Below are 17987 nucleotides of genomic sequence, written 5' to 3'. Positions count from 1 at the left end.
ATGGTGCGGTCGAGAAGACTCGAACTTCCACGGGTTGCCCCACAGCGACCTCAACGCTGCGCGTCTACCAATTCCGCCACGACCGCACGTGGTAGGAGCCGGAACCGACCGGCTCGCGGCGTGTAGCAAATCGTTTCCGGCGAAACAAGTGCGCAATGCGCAATAATCCTAAGCGATTGGCATAACAGTCCACAGGATCGGATCGAGTGCGGGGAACTGGACGTTTGCGCCCGATATCGCCATATGGAGGGTGGATGCATGCCTCGCGGACGCAGGCCTTTGAGCTTACCCCGGGATGCATGAGCGAAACAACGAAAAGCCATGCCAGAACGCAGCCAGATCGCCACGTCGTTCCTGCCCTTGCCCGGCTCCGCGCCGGTCGAATGGCTGATCGAGCCAGGCCTCACGGCCTATCCCGACGCGCTCGCCTTCATGGAAGCCCGCGCCGAGGCCATCCGCAGCGGCGCCGCCGGCGAACTGGTCTGGCTGGTCGAGCATCCGCCGCTCTATACGGCGGGCACCAGCGCCCACATCGAGGACCTGATCGAGCCCGACCGCTTTCCTGTCTTCTCGGCCGGCCGAGGCGGCGAATACACCTATCATGGCCCCGGCCAGCGGGTCGCCTATGTGATGCTTGACCTCAAGCGCCGCCGCGAGGACGTCCGCGCCTTTGTCGCCGCGCTCGAACAATGGATCATCGGCACGCTCGACGCCTTCAACGTGCGTGGCGAACGCCGCGAGGACCGGGTCGGCGTGTGGGTGGTGCGGCCGGATCGTCCTGCGCTACCTGATGGCTCGCCGGCCGAGGACAAGATCGCGGCGATCGGCATCCGGCTGCGGCGCTGGGTGAGTTTTCACGGCATCGCCATCAATGTCGAGCCGGACCTCTCCCATTTCGGCGGCATCGTGCCCTGCGGCGTGCAGGATCATGGTGTCACCAGCCTCGTCGACCTCGGCCTTCCCGTTACGATGAGCGATCTGGACCTGGCGCTGAAATCGGCGTTTGAGGACGTGTTCGGCCCCGCCGACACATTGTCCGCCGAATCGGCCCGCAAGGCCGGCTGATCTTCCAGCCCGTGAATGCCGATCCGCCGGCTCCATCTTAGTATCAGCGCACTTCAGACCAGTTGCGCCGCCGCCCACAAAACGCCGTAGCCATGAATGGTGAAGACCGCCAGCAACGCGACAGCGATGACGAAGCGATCGACCGTCCGGATCGGCTCCAGCTCATGACGCGGCTTCACGCCGCTTCCCACGGTGAGCAGGCTGAGAATGGCGAAAACAGCACCGGCCGCGAGCAGGAAACCCAGGGAAAAGCCCGCCTGCCAGCCAAGCGCCAGAAAGGCCGAGAGCAGCGAGAACGAGGCCAGAGCCAGGACGATTGGCCCCGGGCAGATCTGGCGCAGCACCTGGCCGCCATCGAACTTCCACACCGGCACCAGATTGGCGACGTTGAACAAGGCGGCGCAGCCGGCCAGCGCGGCCAGCAGCCCGGCTGCGGCCTTATGCCCCTCGGCGCCGGCAAGCGCGCTGGCGGCAATAGCGATCGGCACCAGGAAGGCGGAGAAACCCGCTCCCATCAGCGCCACGAAGGCGACTTCGAAACGGCTGTTGTAGGGCCGGCCGCCAATGGCGATGCCGCCGAGCAGCGGGATGAAGATCATCCGCGCCTTGCGATGGCCCATCAGCCGGAACGCCGCCATGTGACCGAGTTCGTGCAGCGCGACCACCGAGGTCAGGATCGACGCCAGCGCCAGTCCGACAAGGTGGAGGCCGAAAAAGGGCCACAGGATCAAGGCCGACAGCACGGCAAAACCGACCTGGCTCAGTGGATGCTCGAACCACCCCCCCTTGCTATAGCGCCCCGTCGCCGCCCAGCGCTCCAGCTTGGAGAGCTCGCGGCGCATGGCGAATAAGCGGAACACCAGAAAGGCGACGCCCCGGTAGCGGTCGGTGCGGCTCAGCGTCACCCGCGTCGCGCCACCTTCCGAAACAAGCTCGGTCGTTTCGCTATAGTCTTTCCAGAAGGAGCTATCGAGAGCCGTATCCTCGATGACGCGCATCGAGAACCGGCTACCTTCGACAATGTCGTCGAAGCGTGCCCGGCGCTCGATCGGCTTGCCGTCGCGGCCTTCCCACGACAGCATGATGCGGGCAACACCCTCATCGTCCAGCGGCTGCGCGGAGAGGATTTCGCCGGACCAGCCGGCCTCGCAGCCGAGCGGCCACAGCGCCTGCCAGAGGCGCTGCCGATCCGCGGGAATCACGCGGCTGACACTGACCGTGCGCAAACCGAGCGGCACGGTCATCAAAAGAAAGATCAGCCCGAGATTGCTGGCCACCAGAATGGCCGTGACGATGGGCGACACCTGGACGTTGCTCCCTGCCTTCAGGGCACCCTAACGTCGCGGTGGCAAGAAAGACTTAACGGCGGGAGCGGTCTTCAACGACCGGGGAAACAGCATTGGCAAGCGCCGCCAAATCACATGGCTCCGATCCAGATCGCCATGGAAACGAGAAACGCACTCATGCAAACCAGTGAGACGACATCCTGAACCAGATCGGTCATAACTCTCTCCTGTTGTTGATATGTTTTTAATTTGTTCTAATTTTGTTCTGAAGTCAACGCGCGAAATCCCCCGACGGCGGAATCTCCGGGCGATCAAATCGGCAGGGTTAAGGAAAGGTTGACGGCCCGACGCCTATCAACAGGTCAGGAAGATGTCGCGCGACGCCAGCGTAGGGATAAGCCTTTACGACTCCTGGCGCGTTTCAAGCCATTGCGATTTTGCTTACCTCGGCAAACATATTAACGCCAGCTTAAGCTCGACCAAGACAATAGTGGATAGCTGAACGACTCCGAGTGATGGACGTGGGGCAACACCAAGGCGCTAATCAAGCTGATCGCTGGCGAAAGCGCATGAGACAAGGCCGCAAGTGGCGCCTCTCCAGCAACTTTGTAACCTGGCTGCTCATCCTAGTGATGATCTCGATCTCTTCCATCCTTATCGCGCTGAAAGCTCACTGGCGGTTCTGAGCTTGAATGGCTCTCGGAGAGATCAGAATCCGTCAGGCCAGCCTATATTTTTTAGAAATCTCGCTGGGCATGTTGGCCTACCCCCGTAGCTATCACTCGTACCGCAACGCTTCGACCGGATCGAGACGGGCGGCCTGCCAGGCCGGAAACAGCGTCGCCAGGAACGACAGCACAAGCGCCATGACGATGACCGAAACCGTCTCGCCGAATTCCATCCTGGCCGGCAGCTGGTTGAGGAAATAGAGCTCGGGATTGAACAGCACCTTGCCGGTCATCCAGGAGAAGAACTGGCGGATGCGCTCGACGTTGAGGCAGATGAAAACACCCGCGAGGACGCCGGCAATCGTGCCCGCCACGCCGATCGCCGCTCCAGCCATCAGGAAGATGCGCAGGATGGCGCCGCGCGAGGCGCCCATCGTGCGCAGGATGGCGATGTCGTGCCCCTTGTCCTTCACCAGCATCACGAGGCCGGAAATGATGTTCAGCGCCGCCACCAGCACGATCATCGTCAGGATCATGAACATCACATTGCGCTGCACCTGCAGCGCCGAGAAGAAACCCTGGTTACGTTGGCGCCAGTCGGTCAGGTAGATCTGCTGCTGCGCCGCCTCCTCCACCTTGGGACTGATCGCGTCGACATCGTCCGGGTTGTCGAGATAAACCTCGAGGTTCTGAGCCTTGCCCTCCGAGTTGAAGTACAGCTGCGCTTCGGAGAACGGCATGTAGATGATCGAGGCATCGTACTCCGACATGCCGACCTCGAAGATCGCCGTTACCGGATAGGCTTTCAGCCGGGGTGTGGTGCCGAATGGCGTTACATCGCCATCCGGCGAAATCAGCGTGATCGTATCGCCGAGCGCCAGGCCGAGATTCGTCGCCATGCGCTTGCCGATGGCGACGCCGCCTGCCGTATCGAAACCGGCGATCGAGCCTTGCTTGATGTTGCCAGCCACCAGGGCGACCTTGCCAAGGTCGCCGCCGCTGATACCGCGCACCAACGCACCGCTGCCGGAGCCGACATTGCCCCGCGCCAGAACCTGGCCTTCGACCAGCGGAATGGCATATTTGACTCCGGCCACGCCGTTGATGCGCGTGGCAAGCTCGGCATAATCCTCCAGTGGCAGATCGGCCGGCGAGACGATGAGATGGCCGTTGACGCCCAGGATGCGCGTCAACAACTCGGCGCGGAACCTGTTCATGACCGCCATCACCACGATCAGCGTGGCAACACCCAGCATGATGCCGAGGAAGGAGATCGAGGCGATGACCGAGATCACCGTCTCCTTGCGCCGCGAGCGCAGATAGCGCCAGGCCACCATGCGTTCGAACATGGAAAAGGGTCCGGCGCTTGCCGATCTCGCCGCCGCCTCGCTCATGCGGCAGAAATCAGGGGTTTGACAGCGGTGGCCAGGGGCATCTTTCTGCGCTCGCTTGTCTTGCGGGTCAGGATGAACAGGAAATGGCTCGAGAAACGCATGAGCTGGGCACCGTGGATGCAGGTAGGAAGGCGTGCCTACAGCGGCACAACCTTGCCTTCGGCGAGCGTGACGCGCCTGTCCATGCGCGAGGCCAGTTCGTGATTGTGCGTGGCGATCAGCGCCGCGAGCCCCGACTGCCGCACCAGCGCCTCCAGCGCCTCGAACACGTAGGAAGCGGTGACCGGGTCGAGATTGCCGGTCGGCTCGTCGGCCAAGAGCACCAGCGGCGCGTTGGCGACCGCGCGCGCGATGGCGACGCGCTGCTGCTCGCCGCCCGACAGCTCGGACGGCCGGTGCGACGCGCGCTTGCCGATCTGCATGTAGTCGAGCAGTTGCGCGGCACGCTCGGCCGCTTCCTTGCGCGGCAGCCCCTTGATCAGCTGCGGCATCATGATGTTTTCCTGCGCCGAGAACTCCGGCAGCAGGTGATGGAACTGGTAGACGAAGCCGACATCGTTGCGGCGGATCGAGGTGCGCTCGTCGTCGGAAAGCCGCCCGCAGGCGCGGCCGGACAGGATCACGTCACCGGCATCCGGCCGCTCCAGCAGCCCTGCCGTATGCAGCAGGGTCGACTTGCCGGTGCCTGACGGCGCCACCAGCGCCACCATCTCGCCGCGACGCAGCGAGAAATCGGCGCCGTTCAGGATGGTGAGCTTGCGCGGCCCTTGGACATAGTGCCGCTCGACGCTCTTCAGTTCGATAATGACCTCGGCCACTACTCGTACCTCAACGCTTCAACGGGATCGAGGCGGGCGGCCCGCCATGCCGGAAACACCGTTGCCAGGAAAGACAGGCCAAGCGCCATGATGATGACGTAGGTCGTCTCACGCGGGACCATTTTCGCCGGCAACTGGCTGAGGAAATAGAGTTCGGGATTGAACAGCACCTTGCCGGTCATCCAGGAGAAGAACTGACGGATCGATTCGATGTTGAGGCAGATGACGACGCCGAGCAGCACGCCCGCGATCGTGCCGGTGACGCCGATCGCCGCCCCCGTCATCAGGAAGATACGCAGGATGGCGCCGCGCGAGGCGCCCATCGTGCGCAGGATGGCGATGTCATGCCCCTTGTCCTTCACCAGCATGACCAGGCCCGAGATGATGTTCAGCGCCGCCACCAGCACGATCAGCGTCAGGATCATGAACATCACATTGCGCTCGACCTGCAGCGCCGAAAAGAAGGTTTCGTTGCGCTGGCGCCAGTCGACGAGGTCGATCGGCCGTTGCGCGGCCTCCTCGATCTTCGGTTTCAGCGCGTCGACATCGTCGGGATTGTCGACATAGATCTCGATCGTCTGCGCCCGCCCGTCCATGTTGAAATAGAGCTGCGCTTCCGAGAACGGCATGTAGACGATGGAGCTGTCATATTCCGACATGCCGACTTCGAAGATCGCCGCGATCTTGTAGCCCTTCATGCGCGGGTTCGTGCCGAGCGGCGTCACGTCGCCGTCCGGCGAGATAAGCGTGATGGTATCGCCGAGCGTCAGGCCGAGATTCTCGGCCATGCGTTTGCCGATCGCCACTCCCTCGCCGCTGTCGAAACCCTCCAGCGTGCCCTGCTTGATGTTGCTGGCCACGATCGCGATCTTGCCGAGATCCTCGCCCCTGATGCCGCGCACCAGCGCACCGGTGCCACCGCCGACATTGCCTTGCGCCAAAACCTGCCCATCGATCAGCGGCAGCGCGTATTTAACGCCGGCCACGCCGTTGATGCGGCTGGCGACCTGCGCGTAATCCTCGAGCGGCGAATCGAGCGGCTGCACGATCAGATGGCCGTTGACGCCGAGGATGCGCGTCAGAAGCTCGGCGCGGAACCCGTTCATGACAGCCATCACCACGATCAGCGTCGCCACGCCCAGCATGATGCCGAGGAAGGAGATCGAGGCGATGACCGAGATCACCGTCTCCTTGCGCCGCGAGCGCAGATAGCGCCACGCCACCATGCGCTCGAAGATGGAGAACGCGCCGGCGCCGGCCGATCTCGCTGCCGCCGCCTCGCTCATGCGGCGGCACCAAAGCGTGTTTTCGCCTCGACGCCGGGCAACGCCACGCGCCCGCCGGTCTTGCGGTTCTTGATCCCGACCTCGCCCGCTGCCACGCCGCGCGGTCCGACGATAACCTGCCAGGGCAGACCGATCAGGTCGGCGGTGGCGAACTTGCCGCCCGGCCGCTGGTCGGTATCGTCATAGAGCACGTCCTTGCCGGCGGCGGTGAAGGCGGCGTTCAGTTCGTCGCAGACACGGTCGCAGTCGGCGTCGCCGGCCTTCATGTTGATCAGCCCGATATCGAACGGCGCCACCGCTTCCGGCCAGATGATGCCATTCTCGTCGTGGCTCGCCTCGATGATCGCGGCGACCAGCCGCGACGGGCCGATGCCGTAGGATCCGCCCGACGCGAAATGATCCTTGCCGTCCGGCCCGGTCACCTTGGCGCCCATCGGCTTGGAATACTTCTCGCCGAAATGGAAGATGTGGCCGACCTCGATGCCGCGCGCCGAAACCTGGTCGCCAGCCGGAACCTTGGCCCAGGCCGCCTCGTCATGCATCTCGTCGGTCGCCGCGTAGGGCGTCGTCCAGGTCTGGACGATATCGGCGATCTGGCCGTCATTGGCGAAGTCGGTGTCGGCGCCGGGCACGGCGAGCGAAAGATAGTCGCGGTGGCAGAATACCTGGCTTTCGCCGGTTTCGGCCAGGATGATGAACTCGTGGCTGAGGTCGCCGCCGATCGGCCCGGTGTCGGCGCGCATCGGAATGGCCTGCAGGCCCATGCGCGTGAAGGTCCTGAGATAAGAGACGAACATCCTGTTATAGGCCGCCCGGGCGCCCTCGAAGTCGAGATCGAAGGAATAGGCGTCCTTCATCAGGAATTCGCGCGAGCGCATGACGCCGAAGCGCGGCCGCACCTCGTCACGGAACTTCCACTGGATGTGATAGAGATTGAGCGGCAGGTCCTTGTAGGATTTCACATAGGCGCGAAAAATCTCGGTGACCATTTCCTCGTTGGTCGGACCGTACAGCATGTCGCGGTCCTGGCGGTCCTTGATGCGCAGCATCTCCTTGCCATAGTCGTTGTAGCGCCCGCTCTCGCGCCACAGATCGGCCGACTGGATGGTCGGCATCAGGATTTCCAGCGCGCCGGCGCGGTTCTGTTCCTCGCGGATGATGTTGCAGACCTTGTCCAGCACCCGCTTGCCAAGTGGCAGCCAGGAGAAACTACCCTGCCCCTGCTGGCGGATCATGCCGGCGCGCAGCATAAGCCGGTGCGAAACGATCTCGGCCTCGCGGGGATTTTCTTTGAGAATGGGCAGGAAATAGCGCGACAAACGCATGGACTGGTCCGTGATTGAGAATGGCCACGCCAGAATCGGCGCGACGCAGGCTTGCTTGACCCGGCTTCATAGCCATTTCATGACGGAATGAAAACCCGGCGATGCCGGCGCATTCGCCCCGCTCCGCCCGGAATCCTTGAGCTTATGGATCATATCCTGCCGACTTGCCTGAGTTGAAGAGCCGTGGGACGCTGTCAACTTGGGGCGGATTGGGACATTGCGGTTTTTCTTGGCAATTACCCTGGCGATTTTTTTCGTCTCGGCGGCACACGCCGAGCGGCGGGTCGCGCTTATCATCGCGGCCGACGAGTACCGGAACGTTCGCCCGCTGAAGAATGCGGTGAACGACAGCCGCACCATTGAATCCGCACTGCAAAAACTCGGCTTCGAGGTCACCACCGAAGCGAACCGCGACTTGAAGCGCATGCGCCGCGCGCTGGAGGACTTTCGCGACGATGCCGCCGGCGCCGATGTCGCTCTGATCTATTTCTCCGGTCATGGCGTCGAAATCGCGGGCGACAACCGTCTTCTGCCGGTCGATGCCGATCCAACCTCGCTGGACCGGCTGAAGGCGACAAGCCTACCTCTCGAAGAAGTGCGCGAAACAGTGACCGCGGTCGGCCGGATCGGTCTCGTCGTGCTCGATGCTTGCCGAAACGATCCTTTCGGACAATCCGGTGACGGCAACTCCGGCGGCGGCCAGGCTGCTGGAGGACGCGGCGTCGTGGCCATCGCACCCGAGGTGAAGGCAGAGGCAAAGCCGGGGCTCGGGCGCATGGGCCGTGCGGAGAACGTCTTGTTCGCCTTTTCCGCGGCGCCCGGACAAACAGCTTCCGACGGCACGTCCGGCAACTCCGACTTTTCCGCGGCCCTGGCAAAGTTCCTGCCGACAGATGGGCTCGAAATACGGTCCGTCCTGACACTGGTGCAGCAGCAGGTCTACGACCTGTCGCGCGGCAAGCAGCTTCCCTACGTCGAGAGCGGCCTGCCGCAACTCTTCTTCGCCGCCCAGACCAGCAAGGATGCTCTGCCCGAGCGCGACCGCCTCTTGCTTGCCATGGCCGACGTAACGCCCGACCTGCGCTCGGAGGTCGAGACGGTGGCCGCGAACGCGGATATGCCGCTCGCGCCACTCTATGCCGCGCTCATCACCTCCGACGGCAAGACAATGGCGCCGAGGCAGCGCCAGCAAAAGCTTCAGGAGGCGGCCGATGCCTTCATCAAGGTTCGGGCCGACATGCGCAACGTCGCCTCTTCCGATCCGCAGGTGACGGCGCTGCGCCAGCAAGCCGAGGCGCAACTGGCGCTCGGCTCATTCGACGCCGCACGCGCCCTTCTTGGCAAGGCAGCCGACATTGACGGCAAGTCGCGCGACGATCTGAAGAACCGCTTCATCGAGCGCACGCTGTCGGAAGCAACGACGCATTATCTCGCTGGCGGCGCCTCACAGGCGCAGTTGCGTTACGACCTGGCCATCGAGGACTATCGCAAGGCCGTGGCGCTTTACGCCGATGTCGACGGCTTCGACATATCCGACGACGCGCGCTACCAGCAGACGCTCTCCTGGGAATTGATCGGCACATTGGAGATGACCATCGGCAATCTGCAGGAGGCAGCCAAGGCCTATGATTCCATGGTTCAGTCGGCGAAAAAACGGGCCGCCGCCCAGCCTGCCGATATCGACCACCAGCGCGGCCTTGTCGTGGCGCAGAACAAGGTTGCCGACGTCAAGATGGCGATGGGCGACATCGCCGGCGCGATAGCGCTTTATCAGCAGGCGCTCGCCACGATGAAGGGCATCCTCGAAAAGGAACCCAACCTTGCCTATCTGCGCGACTACGCTGTCTGCTTCAACCGCATCGGCGATGCCTTAAGGGTTTCAGGAGATGGCCCGGCCGCGCTTGTCAACTATCGCGCGGGACTGAAGGCGGTGGAATTCCTGGTCGAGAAAGCACCGGACGACGACGGCTTCCGGCGCGACCTGTCGGTCAGCCACTCCAAGATCGGCATGGCGCTGCGCCTGATGAACGACCTGGAAAACGCCATCGCCGAATATGAAGTCGCCCTGCAGATCACCGAAGCATTGGCCAGGAAGAGCCCGGACGACATGGAACTGCAGCGTGACATCGGCGTCAGCCTGAACGCGATCGGCGACCTGCAGCGGTTGACCGGACATAACGACAAGGCTTTCGAACCATACCAACGCGGCGTCGAGATCGTGCGCAAACTGGTGGCGCGGGATCCTGCCAACACACTATGGCGGCGTGATCTCGAGATCGCGCTGGGCAAGGTGGCGGACGTGCGCAATGAAGCGGGCGACTTTGATGGAGCGCTCGCCGACCACCGATCCGCGCAGGCGATCGCGGAATATCTTGCCGAGCTTGATCCCGGTAATGCCGAATGGCAGCGCGACCTCGCGGTGGGCCACAACCGAATCGGCGACGTGCTGATGGCCAAGGGCGACAGGAGCGGTGCCGTGGCGGAGTATCAAGCCGGCTTCGCGCTTGCCAATGCCCAGTTGCAATCCGATCCGGGCAATGCGCAGCGCATCGTCGATGCGGCCTTCTGCCGTTACAAGCTCGCGGTCGCCGGCGTCGATCCTGCGACAAATTTCAAAGCCGCCCTGGCGATGCTAACGGGCCTGAAATCACAAGGACGACTGCCCGGAGCCAATGAAGGCTGGATCGGCATGGTCGAGAAAGCGATAGCTGAGGCCGGCGCCCCCAAATAGGTCCGGCCCGACTCTTCGAAGGAGCCAAACCTCTTGGGATTTGCGGCCAATTCTTTGCGCGCGTCAATTCAGGACGGGCCCCAAAGGCTCCATCGATGCTTATTGATCGATTCAAAAGCAAAGTATGCCGTACTATTGTGCAGTGCAGCACGAGAATGCCTGTTTCGGGGCAAAATTCTTCGTGACATTTTCATTCGGCTTAGGCTAGTGTGCCGCGATAACCGAGAGGGCGGAGAAAAATCTGCTCTCCTACGCGGTCAAAGTCTTGGGAGGATGCGATCTAGGCGCGGTTACTCGCTGCCGCCGGAAACCGGAAACGGATCGGACGCGTTTAATTGCAAGGCCTCGTGCCTTGCATTTTTTTTGTGCAATCATCTGGTTAGCGCCACCAACTACCGGATAGCTTTTATCCCCCGACGGCAAAATGAGGGCCACCGAATCCGGCGGGCTATGAGCCCGGTCTCAAGAGTGAAAAGCGCGAGCCGGAATCGCCCAAACCCGCTTGCCGGCTATCTACTTCGCCGGTGTCTGGCCAAACTCCGGCACGATGTGCGGAATGTCGTTGAGGCTGTAGCCCAGCCCGTGGGTCAGGCCATAGAAAATGCCCATCACGATAGCCGTGACGACGGTCGTGCGGATCACGGCGCGCAGCATATGCGGCCCGCGCGGCGCGCTCGCGACGGTACCGAGCGTCACGTCATGATCGTCATCCTGCGTCCTGACGCTGAACGGCAGCACGACGAACAGCACCACCCACCAGGTCGCGAAAAACAGGGCGGTGAACGAAACCCAGCTCATGATTGCTCCAGTTCGGTCAGCGTGCCGAAAAGATCCTTCGGATGCAGGAACAGCACCGGCTTGCCATGCGCGCCGATCCTGGGATTGCCGTCGCCCAGCACCCGGGCGCCGGCGGCCTTGAGCGCGTCGCGCGCGGCCAGGATATCATCGACCTCGTAGCAGAGATGATGCATGCCGCCGGAGGGATTCTTCTCGAGAAACGCCGTGATCGGCGATCCCTGACCAAGCGGCTCCAGCAATTCGATCTTGGTGTTGCCGACATTGACGAACACCACCGTGACACCATGCTCCGGCAAGGCCTGCGGTTCGCTGACCTCGGCGCTCAGCGTGTTCCGGTAGGTGGCGATGGCGGCGGCAAGATCCGGCACCGCGAGCGCGACATGGTTCAGCCGTCCCAGCATGTGCGAGCAAATCCTCCTGCGTCCAGTGCTGGCGTCATACGTCAAATCGACCGGCATCAACAGCCATCCAGGACGCGCGCACTGTCGCACTTCGCTTTCCTGTCTTCCAAATCACGATCTGCGGCTGTTCCAACCGCCAGGCTCAAAGTACAAACGGCAATGTCCGAAATCCGCCCTGCCCGCGCCCGCGTCTTCGCCTTCAATCTCGGCTCTTTCAAAGCCGCTGCCTTGCTCGACGCCGCCGATATCAGGGACAACCTCGCCTCAGCCTTCGCGGCCGGACAGCCGGCGGCGGCGGTTCGCGACCTTGCGGCCGCGAATTTCATCGACCCGGATCGCTACGAACATTGCTTCATCCCGACGCTGATCGACACAGGTTCGCAGAAGATCCTGTTCGACACCGGCTGCGGAGAGGAGGACAGTTCGCTTCTGGGCTGCCTGCAAGACCTTGGGCTCGGTCCTGATGACATCGATGTGGTCGTCATCACGCACGGACACCCCGACCATATTGGCGGTCTCGTCAGGAATGGCGAACCGGTTTTCAACCGCGCCCGCCATGTATTCGGCGCGGCCGAATTCGCCTTCTGGACGCAAGGCGACGCGGTGCGCCCGGCCAGGCTGGCCAATCGTGACCTGTTCAGGTTGATATGCACCGGCCTGGCCGAGCGGGCGACCTTCATCGTGCCCGGCGATGAAGTCGTGCCGGGCATCATCGCCGTCGACGCGGCCGGTCATTCGCCCGGGCTCCTGGCATTTCTGGTCGAAAACAGCGGACAGCGATTGCTGATCTGGTCGGACGCCTTCCTGCACTATGCCGTATCCATCCAGCATCCCGAATGGCATGCCGATTTCGACGACGACAAGGAGCAGGCGGTCGAAACCCGCAAGCGGCTGCTGAAGATGGCGGCGGAGCAACGCCTGCTCATCGCCGGCCATCACATGCCGTTCCCGGGCCTGGGCTATGTCGAGCGGGCCAACGGATCCTTTCGCTGGATACCCGTCGGCTACCAACTGAACATCTGACCGGTCGCGTTCAGCGGGTGACGAAAACCGTCACCAACGGTTTCTTGCCCCAGGCTTCGTTGGCGGCGCCGCGCACCGCGCGCCGCACCGCTTCCTGCACCAGGTCGAGGTCCTTCCGCCGCTGGCGAGGGATCGAATCAACCGCGCCGACCGCCGCGTCGAGCATCAGGTCCTCGAGCGTCTCGCCGCTGGCGTCGGCCTCAGCGACGCCGATGGCGACCAGATCGGGATCACCGGCCAGTTCATACTTGTCGTCGAGCACGACATTGACCGCGACATGGCCGGCGAAGGACAGTTTGCGCCTGTCGCGGATGCCCATCGCCTGGTCGGTGCCGATCAGATTGCCGTCCTTGTAGATGCGACCGAACGGCACCTGGTCGATGATGGTGGCCGGGCCGGGAGCGAGCCGCAGCATGTCGCCGTCGCGCACCTGCGCCACCTGACCGATGCCGGAAGTCGACATCAGCGAGCCCTGCGCCACCAGATGCGCGGCTTCGCCATGCACCGGCACGCCGATCTGCGGGCGCACCCATTCATACATCTTGCGCAACTCGCTGCGGCGCGGATGGCCGGAGACATGCACCAGCGCGTCGCCGTCCTCGATGATCTTGATGCCGAGATCGATCAGCCGGTTCTTGATTTCGAGGATCGCCTTCTCGTTGCCGGGAATGGTGCGTGAGGAAAACACCACCGTGTCGCCAGCCGTCAGGGACACCGATTTCATCTCGTCGCGCGACAGCTTCGCCAGCGCCGCCAGCGGCTCGCCCTGGCTGCCGGTGCAGATGATGACCAGGTTTTCGCGAGGAATGAAGCCAAAATCCTCCTCGGCGATGAACTCCGGCAGCCCGTCCATATAGCCGAGCTCATCGGCGACATCGATGACGCGCTTCAGCGAGCGCCCGAGCACCAGGCACTGGCGGCCGGCATCGCGCGCGGCCCTGGCGATGGAGACGATGCGCCCGACATTGGAGGAGAAGGTGGTGACGGCGACGCGGCCCTTGGCGGCCTGGATGACGCCCTTGAGGCCCTCGCCCACCGCGACTTCCGAAGGGGATTCGCCTTCGCGCAGCGCATTGGTCGAATCGCAGACCAGAGCGAGCACACCCTTGTCGCCATAGGCGCGGAAACGCGCCTCGTCGGTCTTGGGTCCGATCGTCGGTTCCGGATCGATCTTCCAGTCGCCGGTATGGATGACGGTGCCGGCCGGCGACGTGATCGCCAGCGACATTGGCTCCGGAATAGAGTGCGCCACCGGAATGGCCTCGATCTCGAAGGGACCGACGGTGAATTTCTCGCCGGCGCGGTAAATGGTCAGCGGGATTTTCGGTGCGCCCTGCTCGCCCTGCCGCTTGGCCTCCAAGAGCCCGGCGCTGAACGGTGTCATCCACACCGGCGCCTTCAGCCTAGGCCAGATGTCGAGCAGCGCGCCGTAATGGTCCTCATGGGCATGGGTGATGATGATGCCGCGCAGGTTGGAGAGATGCTCCTCGATGAAGCGCGTGTCGGGCAGGATCAAATCGACGCCCGGATGCGCCGAATCGGGAAAGGTGACGCCGACATCGATGACGATCCACTCGCGCGCGCTCGGCGGCCCGTAGCCGTAGAGGGCGAAGTTCATGCCGATCTCGCCGACACCGCCGAGCGGCACGAAGACGAGTTCGGCGTTTTCCGCTTTCGCCATGATTTTTCCCTTCCTGGCCCTCAGGCCAAGCCCTTAAAGCAATTCCAGGAAAAGTGTCTAACGGTTTTCCGCCCGGAATTGCGCAAAAACAAACGGTTATACCCGCGCGGACGCGACCGCGCCGAAATGCACGTCACCGGCGGCAACCGTCACAACCGTCCCCTCATCGTCGCGGATCACGAAACGGCAGTCCTCGTCAATGGTCTCGAACACGCCGCGCACGACATTACCGTCAATTCTGACAGCAACCTCGCTACCAAGACCCGCCGCGCGCCCCAGCCAGCGCTGCCTGACGGCGGCAAGGCCGCGCCCTTCGTCCCAGAGGCGTGAATTCTCGCTCCACGCATCCGACAGCGCCAGGAACAAGGTTTCGGCGTCGCATGTCGCGCCGAGCGCCTGAAGCGATGTCGCGGGATACGGCAAATCCGGTGGGTGCGCCACAACATTGACGCCGATGCCGACCGCCACGGCGAAGCGGCCGCCGTCGAGAACAGCCGATTCCAGCAGGATGCCGGCGAGCTTGGCGCCGGAGGCGAGCACGTCGTTCGGCCATTTCAGCTCGAATCGGTTCTGTCCATGGCTGGCGCCGTCGAGACCGATGGCGATGCGCCCCTTCGGCACGACTGCATCAAGCGCATCGGCAAGTGACAATCCGGCCACGAACCCCAACGTTGCCGCGACACGAAGCTCACCGCCGGTGATGACGAGCAAGGTCGCCGCCAGATTGCCTTCCGGCGACACCCAGGCCCGGCCACGCCGGCCGCGCCCGCTTTCCTGCTTCTTGGAAACGACCCACAATCTGCCGGGATCGCCCGCCCTTGCATGGTCAAGCGCCACCGTGTTGGTGGAGCCGACGCTGTCATGCGCCTCGAGCCGGAACCCTTCCGACGCCGAGGTTGGGGCCAGCCGAAATGCCATTCCGTCAGAAGAACGTCTTGGCGGCGGCTTCGGCATAGGTGCCGATCGGTCCGCCGATCAGCACATAGAACAGCACGAAAGCGCCGGAGACGCCGAGCACGAGGCGCAATTCGCTCGCCATCGGCACGAAACCACCGACCGGCTCATCGAACCACATGATCTTGATGATGCGCAGATAGTAATAGGCGCCCACCACCGAGGCCAGCACGCCGATGATCGCCAGCGCGTAGAGATGCGCGTTGATGGCTGCCAGGAAGACGTACCACTTCCCCCAGAAGCCGGCGAGCGGCGGAATACCGGCCAGCGAGAACATCAGGATGGTGAGAATTGTGGCCATGATCGGGTTGGTCGAGGATAGACCGGCCAGATCGCTGATCTGTTCGACATTGCCCTCCTTGCGCCGCATGGCGAGGATGAAGGCGAAGGTACCGAGCGTCATCACCAGATAGATCAGCATGTAGATGGCGACGCCGCGCACGCCGGCCTGGCTGTTGGCGGCAAGGCCGACCAGCGCATAGCCCATATGGCCGATAGAGGAATAGGCCATCAGGCGCTTGATGTTGGTCTGGCCGATCGCCGCGAAAGCGCCGAGTGCCATGGAGGCGATCGAGATGAAGACGATGATCTGCTGCCAGTCGGAGGCGATCGGCTTGAACGCGCCCATGGTGACGCGCACGATCAGCGCCATCGCGGCCATCTTGGGGGCCGCCGCCAGGAAGGCGGTTACCGGTGTCGGCGCGCCTTCATAGACGTCGGGCGTCCACATGTGGAACGGCACCGCCGAAATCTTGAAGGCAAGGCCGGCCAGCACGAAGACCAGGCCGAAAACGAGGCCAAGCTGGCGCTCGCCGCTGCCGAGCGCGTTGGCGATCTCCTGGAATCCGGTGTTGCCGGTGTAGCCGTAGACGAGGCTGATGCCGTAGAGCAGCATGCCCGACGACAGCGCGCCGAGGACGAAATATTTCAGGCCGGCTTCCGTCGAACGGACATTGTCGCGGTTGATCGCCGCCAGCACATAGATCGCCAGCGACTGCAGTTCGAGGCCGAGATAGAGCCCGATCATGCCGTTTGCCGAGATCATCAGCATCATGCCGAGCGTGCACAACAGGATCAGGACAGGATATTCGAACTTGTCGAAGCGCTCGGCCTTGGCGAAGCGCATCGACATGATGAGCGTCACCGCCGAGCCGATCAGGGCCAGCACCTTCATGAAGCGAGCGAAGGAGTCCTGGATGAAGGCATTGCCATAGGCGCTGCCCTGCCCCGTCGAAAAGATCAGCCAGGCGCCCGATATCACCAGAACCGCGACCGCAAGGCCGGTCACCGTATTGGCGGCGTTGGAACGCGAATAGGCTCCGACCATCAGCAGCGCCAGCGCGCCGATGGCAAGGATCAGCTCGGGCGTCGAGAGCGACAGGCTGGAAAGAAGGTCCGGCGTCATGGTTCGCAAAACCCCTGATCAGTTCGCCGCCGCGGTCTGCGCGGCGCCGATGGATGCGGTGACATTGGTGACGAGCGACTTGACCGACTGGGCCGTCGCGTTGAAGACGGGAGCGGGATAGACGCCGAAGAAGATGACCAGCACGACCAGCGGATAGATGATCGCCTTCTCGCGTGTCGACAGGTCGAGCAGCCCCTTCAGGCTGTCCTTGGTCAGCGCACCGAAGATCACCCGGCGATAGAGCCAGAGCGCGTAGGCGGCCGACAAGATGACGCCCGTGGCGGAGAAGAACGCCACCCAGGTGTTGACCCGGAACACGCCGAGCATGGTCAGGAACTCGCCGATGAAGCCTGACGTTCCCGGCAGGCCGACATTGGCCATGGTGAAGATCAGGAACACGGTGGCGTATTTCGGCATGTTGTTGACCAGGCCGCCATAGGCCGCGATCTCACGCGTGTGCATGCGGTCGTAGATGACGCCGACGCACAGGAACAGCGCGCCCGAGACCAGCCCGTGGCTGAGCATCTGGAAGATCGCGCCCTGCACGCCTTCCTGGTTCATGGCGAAGATGCCCATGGTGACGAAGCCCATATGGGCGACCGAGGAATAGGCGATCAGCTTCTTCATGTCCTCCTGCATCAGCGCCACCAGCGAGGTGTAGATGATGGCGACGACCGAGAGCGTGAACACCAGCGGCGCGAACATCTCGGACGCCAGCGGGAACATCGGCAGCGAGAAGCGCAGGAAGCCGTACCCACCCATCTTCAGGAGGATGCCGGCCAGGATGACCGAACCGGCGGTCGGCGCTTCGACGTGCGCATCCGGCAGCCAGGTATGCACCGGCCACATCGGCATCTTCACCGCGAAGGAAGCGAAGAAGGCGAGCCACAGCCAGGTCTGCATGTTGGCGGGGAAGTTGTGCGTCAGCAGCGTCGGGATATCGGTCGTGCCGGCCTGGAAGAACATCGCCATGATGGCGAGCAGCATCAGCACCGAGCCGGCCAGCGTATAAAGGAAGAACTTGAACGAGGCATAGACGCGCCGCTTGCCGCCCCACACGCCGATGATGATGAACATCGGGATCAGGCCGGCTTCGAAGAAGACGTAGAACAGCACGATGTCGAGCGCGCAGAACACGCCGATCATCAGCGT

At 63.1% G+C, this 17987-nt stretch carries 14 protein-coding genes and 1 tRNA gene; 3 read left to right on the top strand and 12 right to left on the bottom strand.

Annotation, left to right across the window (positions count from 1 at the left end; all coding sequences use genetic code 11):
• Position 1: 1 nt before the first annotated feature.
• A tRNA-Leu gene (locus tag J0I79_RS29515) sits at positions 2-86 on the bottom strand.
• A 235-nt stretch (positions 87-321) separates the two neighbouring features.
• Between J0I79_RS29515 and lipB the strand changes: the two genes are divergently transcribed.
• Positions 322-1065, top strand: a complete 744-nt coding sequence (gene lipB / locus J0I79_RS29510) for a lipoyl(octanoyl) transferase LipB (protein WP_292867761.1) — start codon at positions 322-324, stop codon at positions 1063-1065.
• A gap of 53 nt (positions 1066-1118) precedes the next feature.
• Here the strand turns inward: lipB and J0I79_RS29505 are convergent, their stop codons facing one another.
• From J0I79_RS29505 to proS, 5 genes are all read right to left on the bottom strand, one after another.
• The gene (locus J0I79_RS29505) at positions 1119-2369 is read right to left on the bottom strand and encodes a site-2 protease family protein (RefSeq protein ID WP_292867758.1); all 1251 of its coding nucleotides are present in this window, start codon (positions 2367-2369) and stop codon (positions 1119-1121) included.
• Positions 2370-3129: 760 nt separating this feature from the next.
• Positions 3130-4413, bottom strand: coding sequence for a lipoprotein-releasing ABC transporter permease subunit (locus tag J0I79_RS29500; protein WP_292867755.1), 1284 nt, complete (start codon positions 4411-4413; stop codon positions 3130-3132).
• 137 nt (positions 4414-4550) lie between these two features.
• On the bottom strand, positions 4551-5231 hold the full coding sequence (locus J0I79_RS29495; protein WP_292867752.1) for an ABC transporter ATP-binding protein: 681 nt from the start codon (positions 5229-5231) through the stop codon (positions 4551-4553).
• Positions 5231-6517 carry a lipoprotein-releasing ABC transporter permease subunit gene (locus J0I79_RS29490; protein WP_292867749.1) on the bottom strand — a complete coding sequence of 429 codons (1287 nt, stop codon included), beginning with the start codon at positions 6515-6517 and terminating at the stop codon, positions 5231-5233. Before J0I79_RS29490 ends, J0I79_RS29495 begins: the two co-directional genes overlap by 1 nt.
• Positions 6514-7842 carry a proline--tRNA ligase gene (gene proS / locus J0I79_RS29485; protein ID WP_292867746.1) on the bottom strand — a complete coding sequence of 443 codons (1329 nt, stop codon included), beginning with the start codon at positions 7840-7842 and terminating at the stop codon, positions 6514-6516. The genes J0I79_RS29490 and proS overlap by 4 nt, the downstream gene beginning before the upstream one ends.
• Before the next feature lie 229 nt (positions 7843-8071).
• Here proS and J0I79_RS29480 point away from each other — a divergent pair, with 229 nt between their 5' ends.
• Entirely contained in the window at positions 8072-10573 is a 2502-nt protein-coding gene (locus J0I79_RS29480) for a caspase family protein (protein WP_292867743.1), read from the top strand.
• Positions 10574-11086: 513 nt separating this feature from the next.
• Here the strand turns inward: J0I79_RS29480 and J0I79_RS29475 are convergent.
• Together J0I79_RS29475 and mce are read right to left on the bottom strand one after the other, a co-directional pair.
• The gene (locus J0I79_RS29475) at positions 11087-11371 is read right to left on the bottom strand and encodes a DUF1467 family protein (RefSeq protein WP_292867740.1); all 285 of its coding nucleotides are present in this window, start codon (positions 11369-11371) and stop codon (positions 11087-11089) included.
• Positions 11368-11772: a methylmalonyl-CoA epimerase gene (gene mce, locus J0I79_RS29470; protein WP_292867737.1), complete on the bottom strand. Its 405-nt coding sequence runs from the start codon at positions 11770-11772 to the stop codon at positions 11368-11370. The genes J0I79_RS29475 and mce overlap by 4 nt, the downstream gene beginning before the upstream one ends.
• A gap of 159 nt (positions 11773-11931) precedes the next feature.
• Between mce and J0I79_RS29465 the strand changes: the two genes are divergently transcribed.
• Complete coding sequence (locus J0I79_RS29465; protein ID WP_292867734.1) at positions 11932-12795, top strand: MBL fold metallo-hydrolase; 864 nt, start codon at positions 11932-11934, stop codon at positions 12793-12795.
• A gap of 10 nt (positions 12796-12805) precedes the next feature.
• On the opposite strand, the gene J0I79_RS29460 is transcribed toward J0I79_RS29465, so the two are convergent.
• From J0I79_RS29460 to J0I79_RS29445, 4 genes are all read right to left on the bottom strand, one after another.
• Positions 12806-14476, bottom strand: coding sequence for a ribonuclease J (locus J0I79_RS29460; RefSeq protein ID WP_292867731.1), 1671 nt, complete (start codon positions 14474-14476; stop codon positions 12806-12808).
• Between the two features lie 96 nt (positions 14477-14572).
• On the bottom strand, positions 14573-15394 hold the full coding sequence (locus J0I79_RS29455; RefSeq protein WP_292867728.1) for a biotin--[acetyl-CoA-carboxylase] ligase: 822 nt from the start codon (positions 15392-15394) through the stop codon (positions 14573-14575).
• A 4-nt stretch (positions 15395-15398) separates the two neighbouring features.
• On the bottom strand, positions 15399-16835 hold the full coding sequence (gene nuoN / locus J0I79_RS29450; RefSeq protein WP_292867725.1) for an NADH-quinone oxidoreductase subunit NuoN: 1437 nt from the start codon (positions 16833-16835) through the stop codon (positions 15399-15401).
• Between the two features lie 18 nt (positions 16836-16853).
• Positions 16854-17987 (bottom strand): NADH-quinone oxidoreductase subunit M (locus tag J0I79_RS29445; protein WP_292867722.1); only part of this gene is annotated, 1134 nt, incomplete at its 5' end.

Source organism: Mesorhizobium sp., assembly GCF_017306585.1.
Taxonomy (GTDB): domain Bacteria; phylum Pseudomonadota; class Alphaproteobacteria; order Rhizobiales; family Rhizobiaceae; genus Mesorhizobium.
The sequence above is the reverse complement of the archived record's forward strand: the minus strand, read 5'-3'. Positions and strand labels throughout refer to the sequence as shown.

Bases quoted from the DNA above. Each gene is read 5' to 3' on its own strand.
- lipB (WP_292867761.1), top strand. From the start codon at position 322: ATGCCAGAACGCAGCCAGATCGCCACGTCGTTCCTGCCCTTGCCCGGC.
- J0I79_RS29500 (WP_292867755.1), bottom strand. From the start codon at position 4,413: ATGAGCGAGGCGGCGGCGAGATCGGCAAGCGCCGGACCCTTTTCCATG.
- J0I79_RS29490 (WP_292867749.1), bottom strand. From the start codon at position 6,517: ATGAGCGAGGCGGCGGCAGCGAGATCGGCCGGCGCCGGCGCGTTCTCC.
- proS (WP_292867746.1), bottom strand. From the start codon at position 7,842: ATGCGTTTGTCGCGCTATTTCCTGCCCATTCTCAAAGAAAATCCCCGC.
- J0I79_RS29475 (WP_292867740.1), bottom strand. From the start codon at position 11,371: ATGAGCTGGGTTTCGTTCACCGCCCTGTTTTTCGCGACCTGGTGGGTG.
- mce (WP_292867737.1), bottom strand. From the start codon at position 11,772: ATGCTGGGACGGCTGAACCATGTCGCGCTCGCGGTGCCGGATCTTGCC.
- J0I79_RS29465 (WP_292867734.1), top strand. From the start codon at position 11,932: ATGTCCGAAATCCGCCCTGCCCGCGCCCGCGTCTTCGCCTTCAATCTC.
- J0I79_RS29460 (WP_292867731.1), bottom strand. From the start codon at position 14,476: ATGGCGAAAGCGGAAAACGCCGAACTCGTCTTCGTGCCGCTCGGCGGT.
- J0I79_RS29455 (WP_292867728.1), bottom strand. From the start codon at position 15,394: ATGGCATTTCGGCTGGCCCCAACCTCGGCGTCGGAAGGGTTCCGGCTC.
- nuoN (WP_292867725.1), bottom strand. From the start codon at position 16,835: ATGACGCCGGACCTTCTTTCCAGCCTGTCGCTCTCGACGCCCGAGCTG.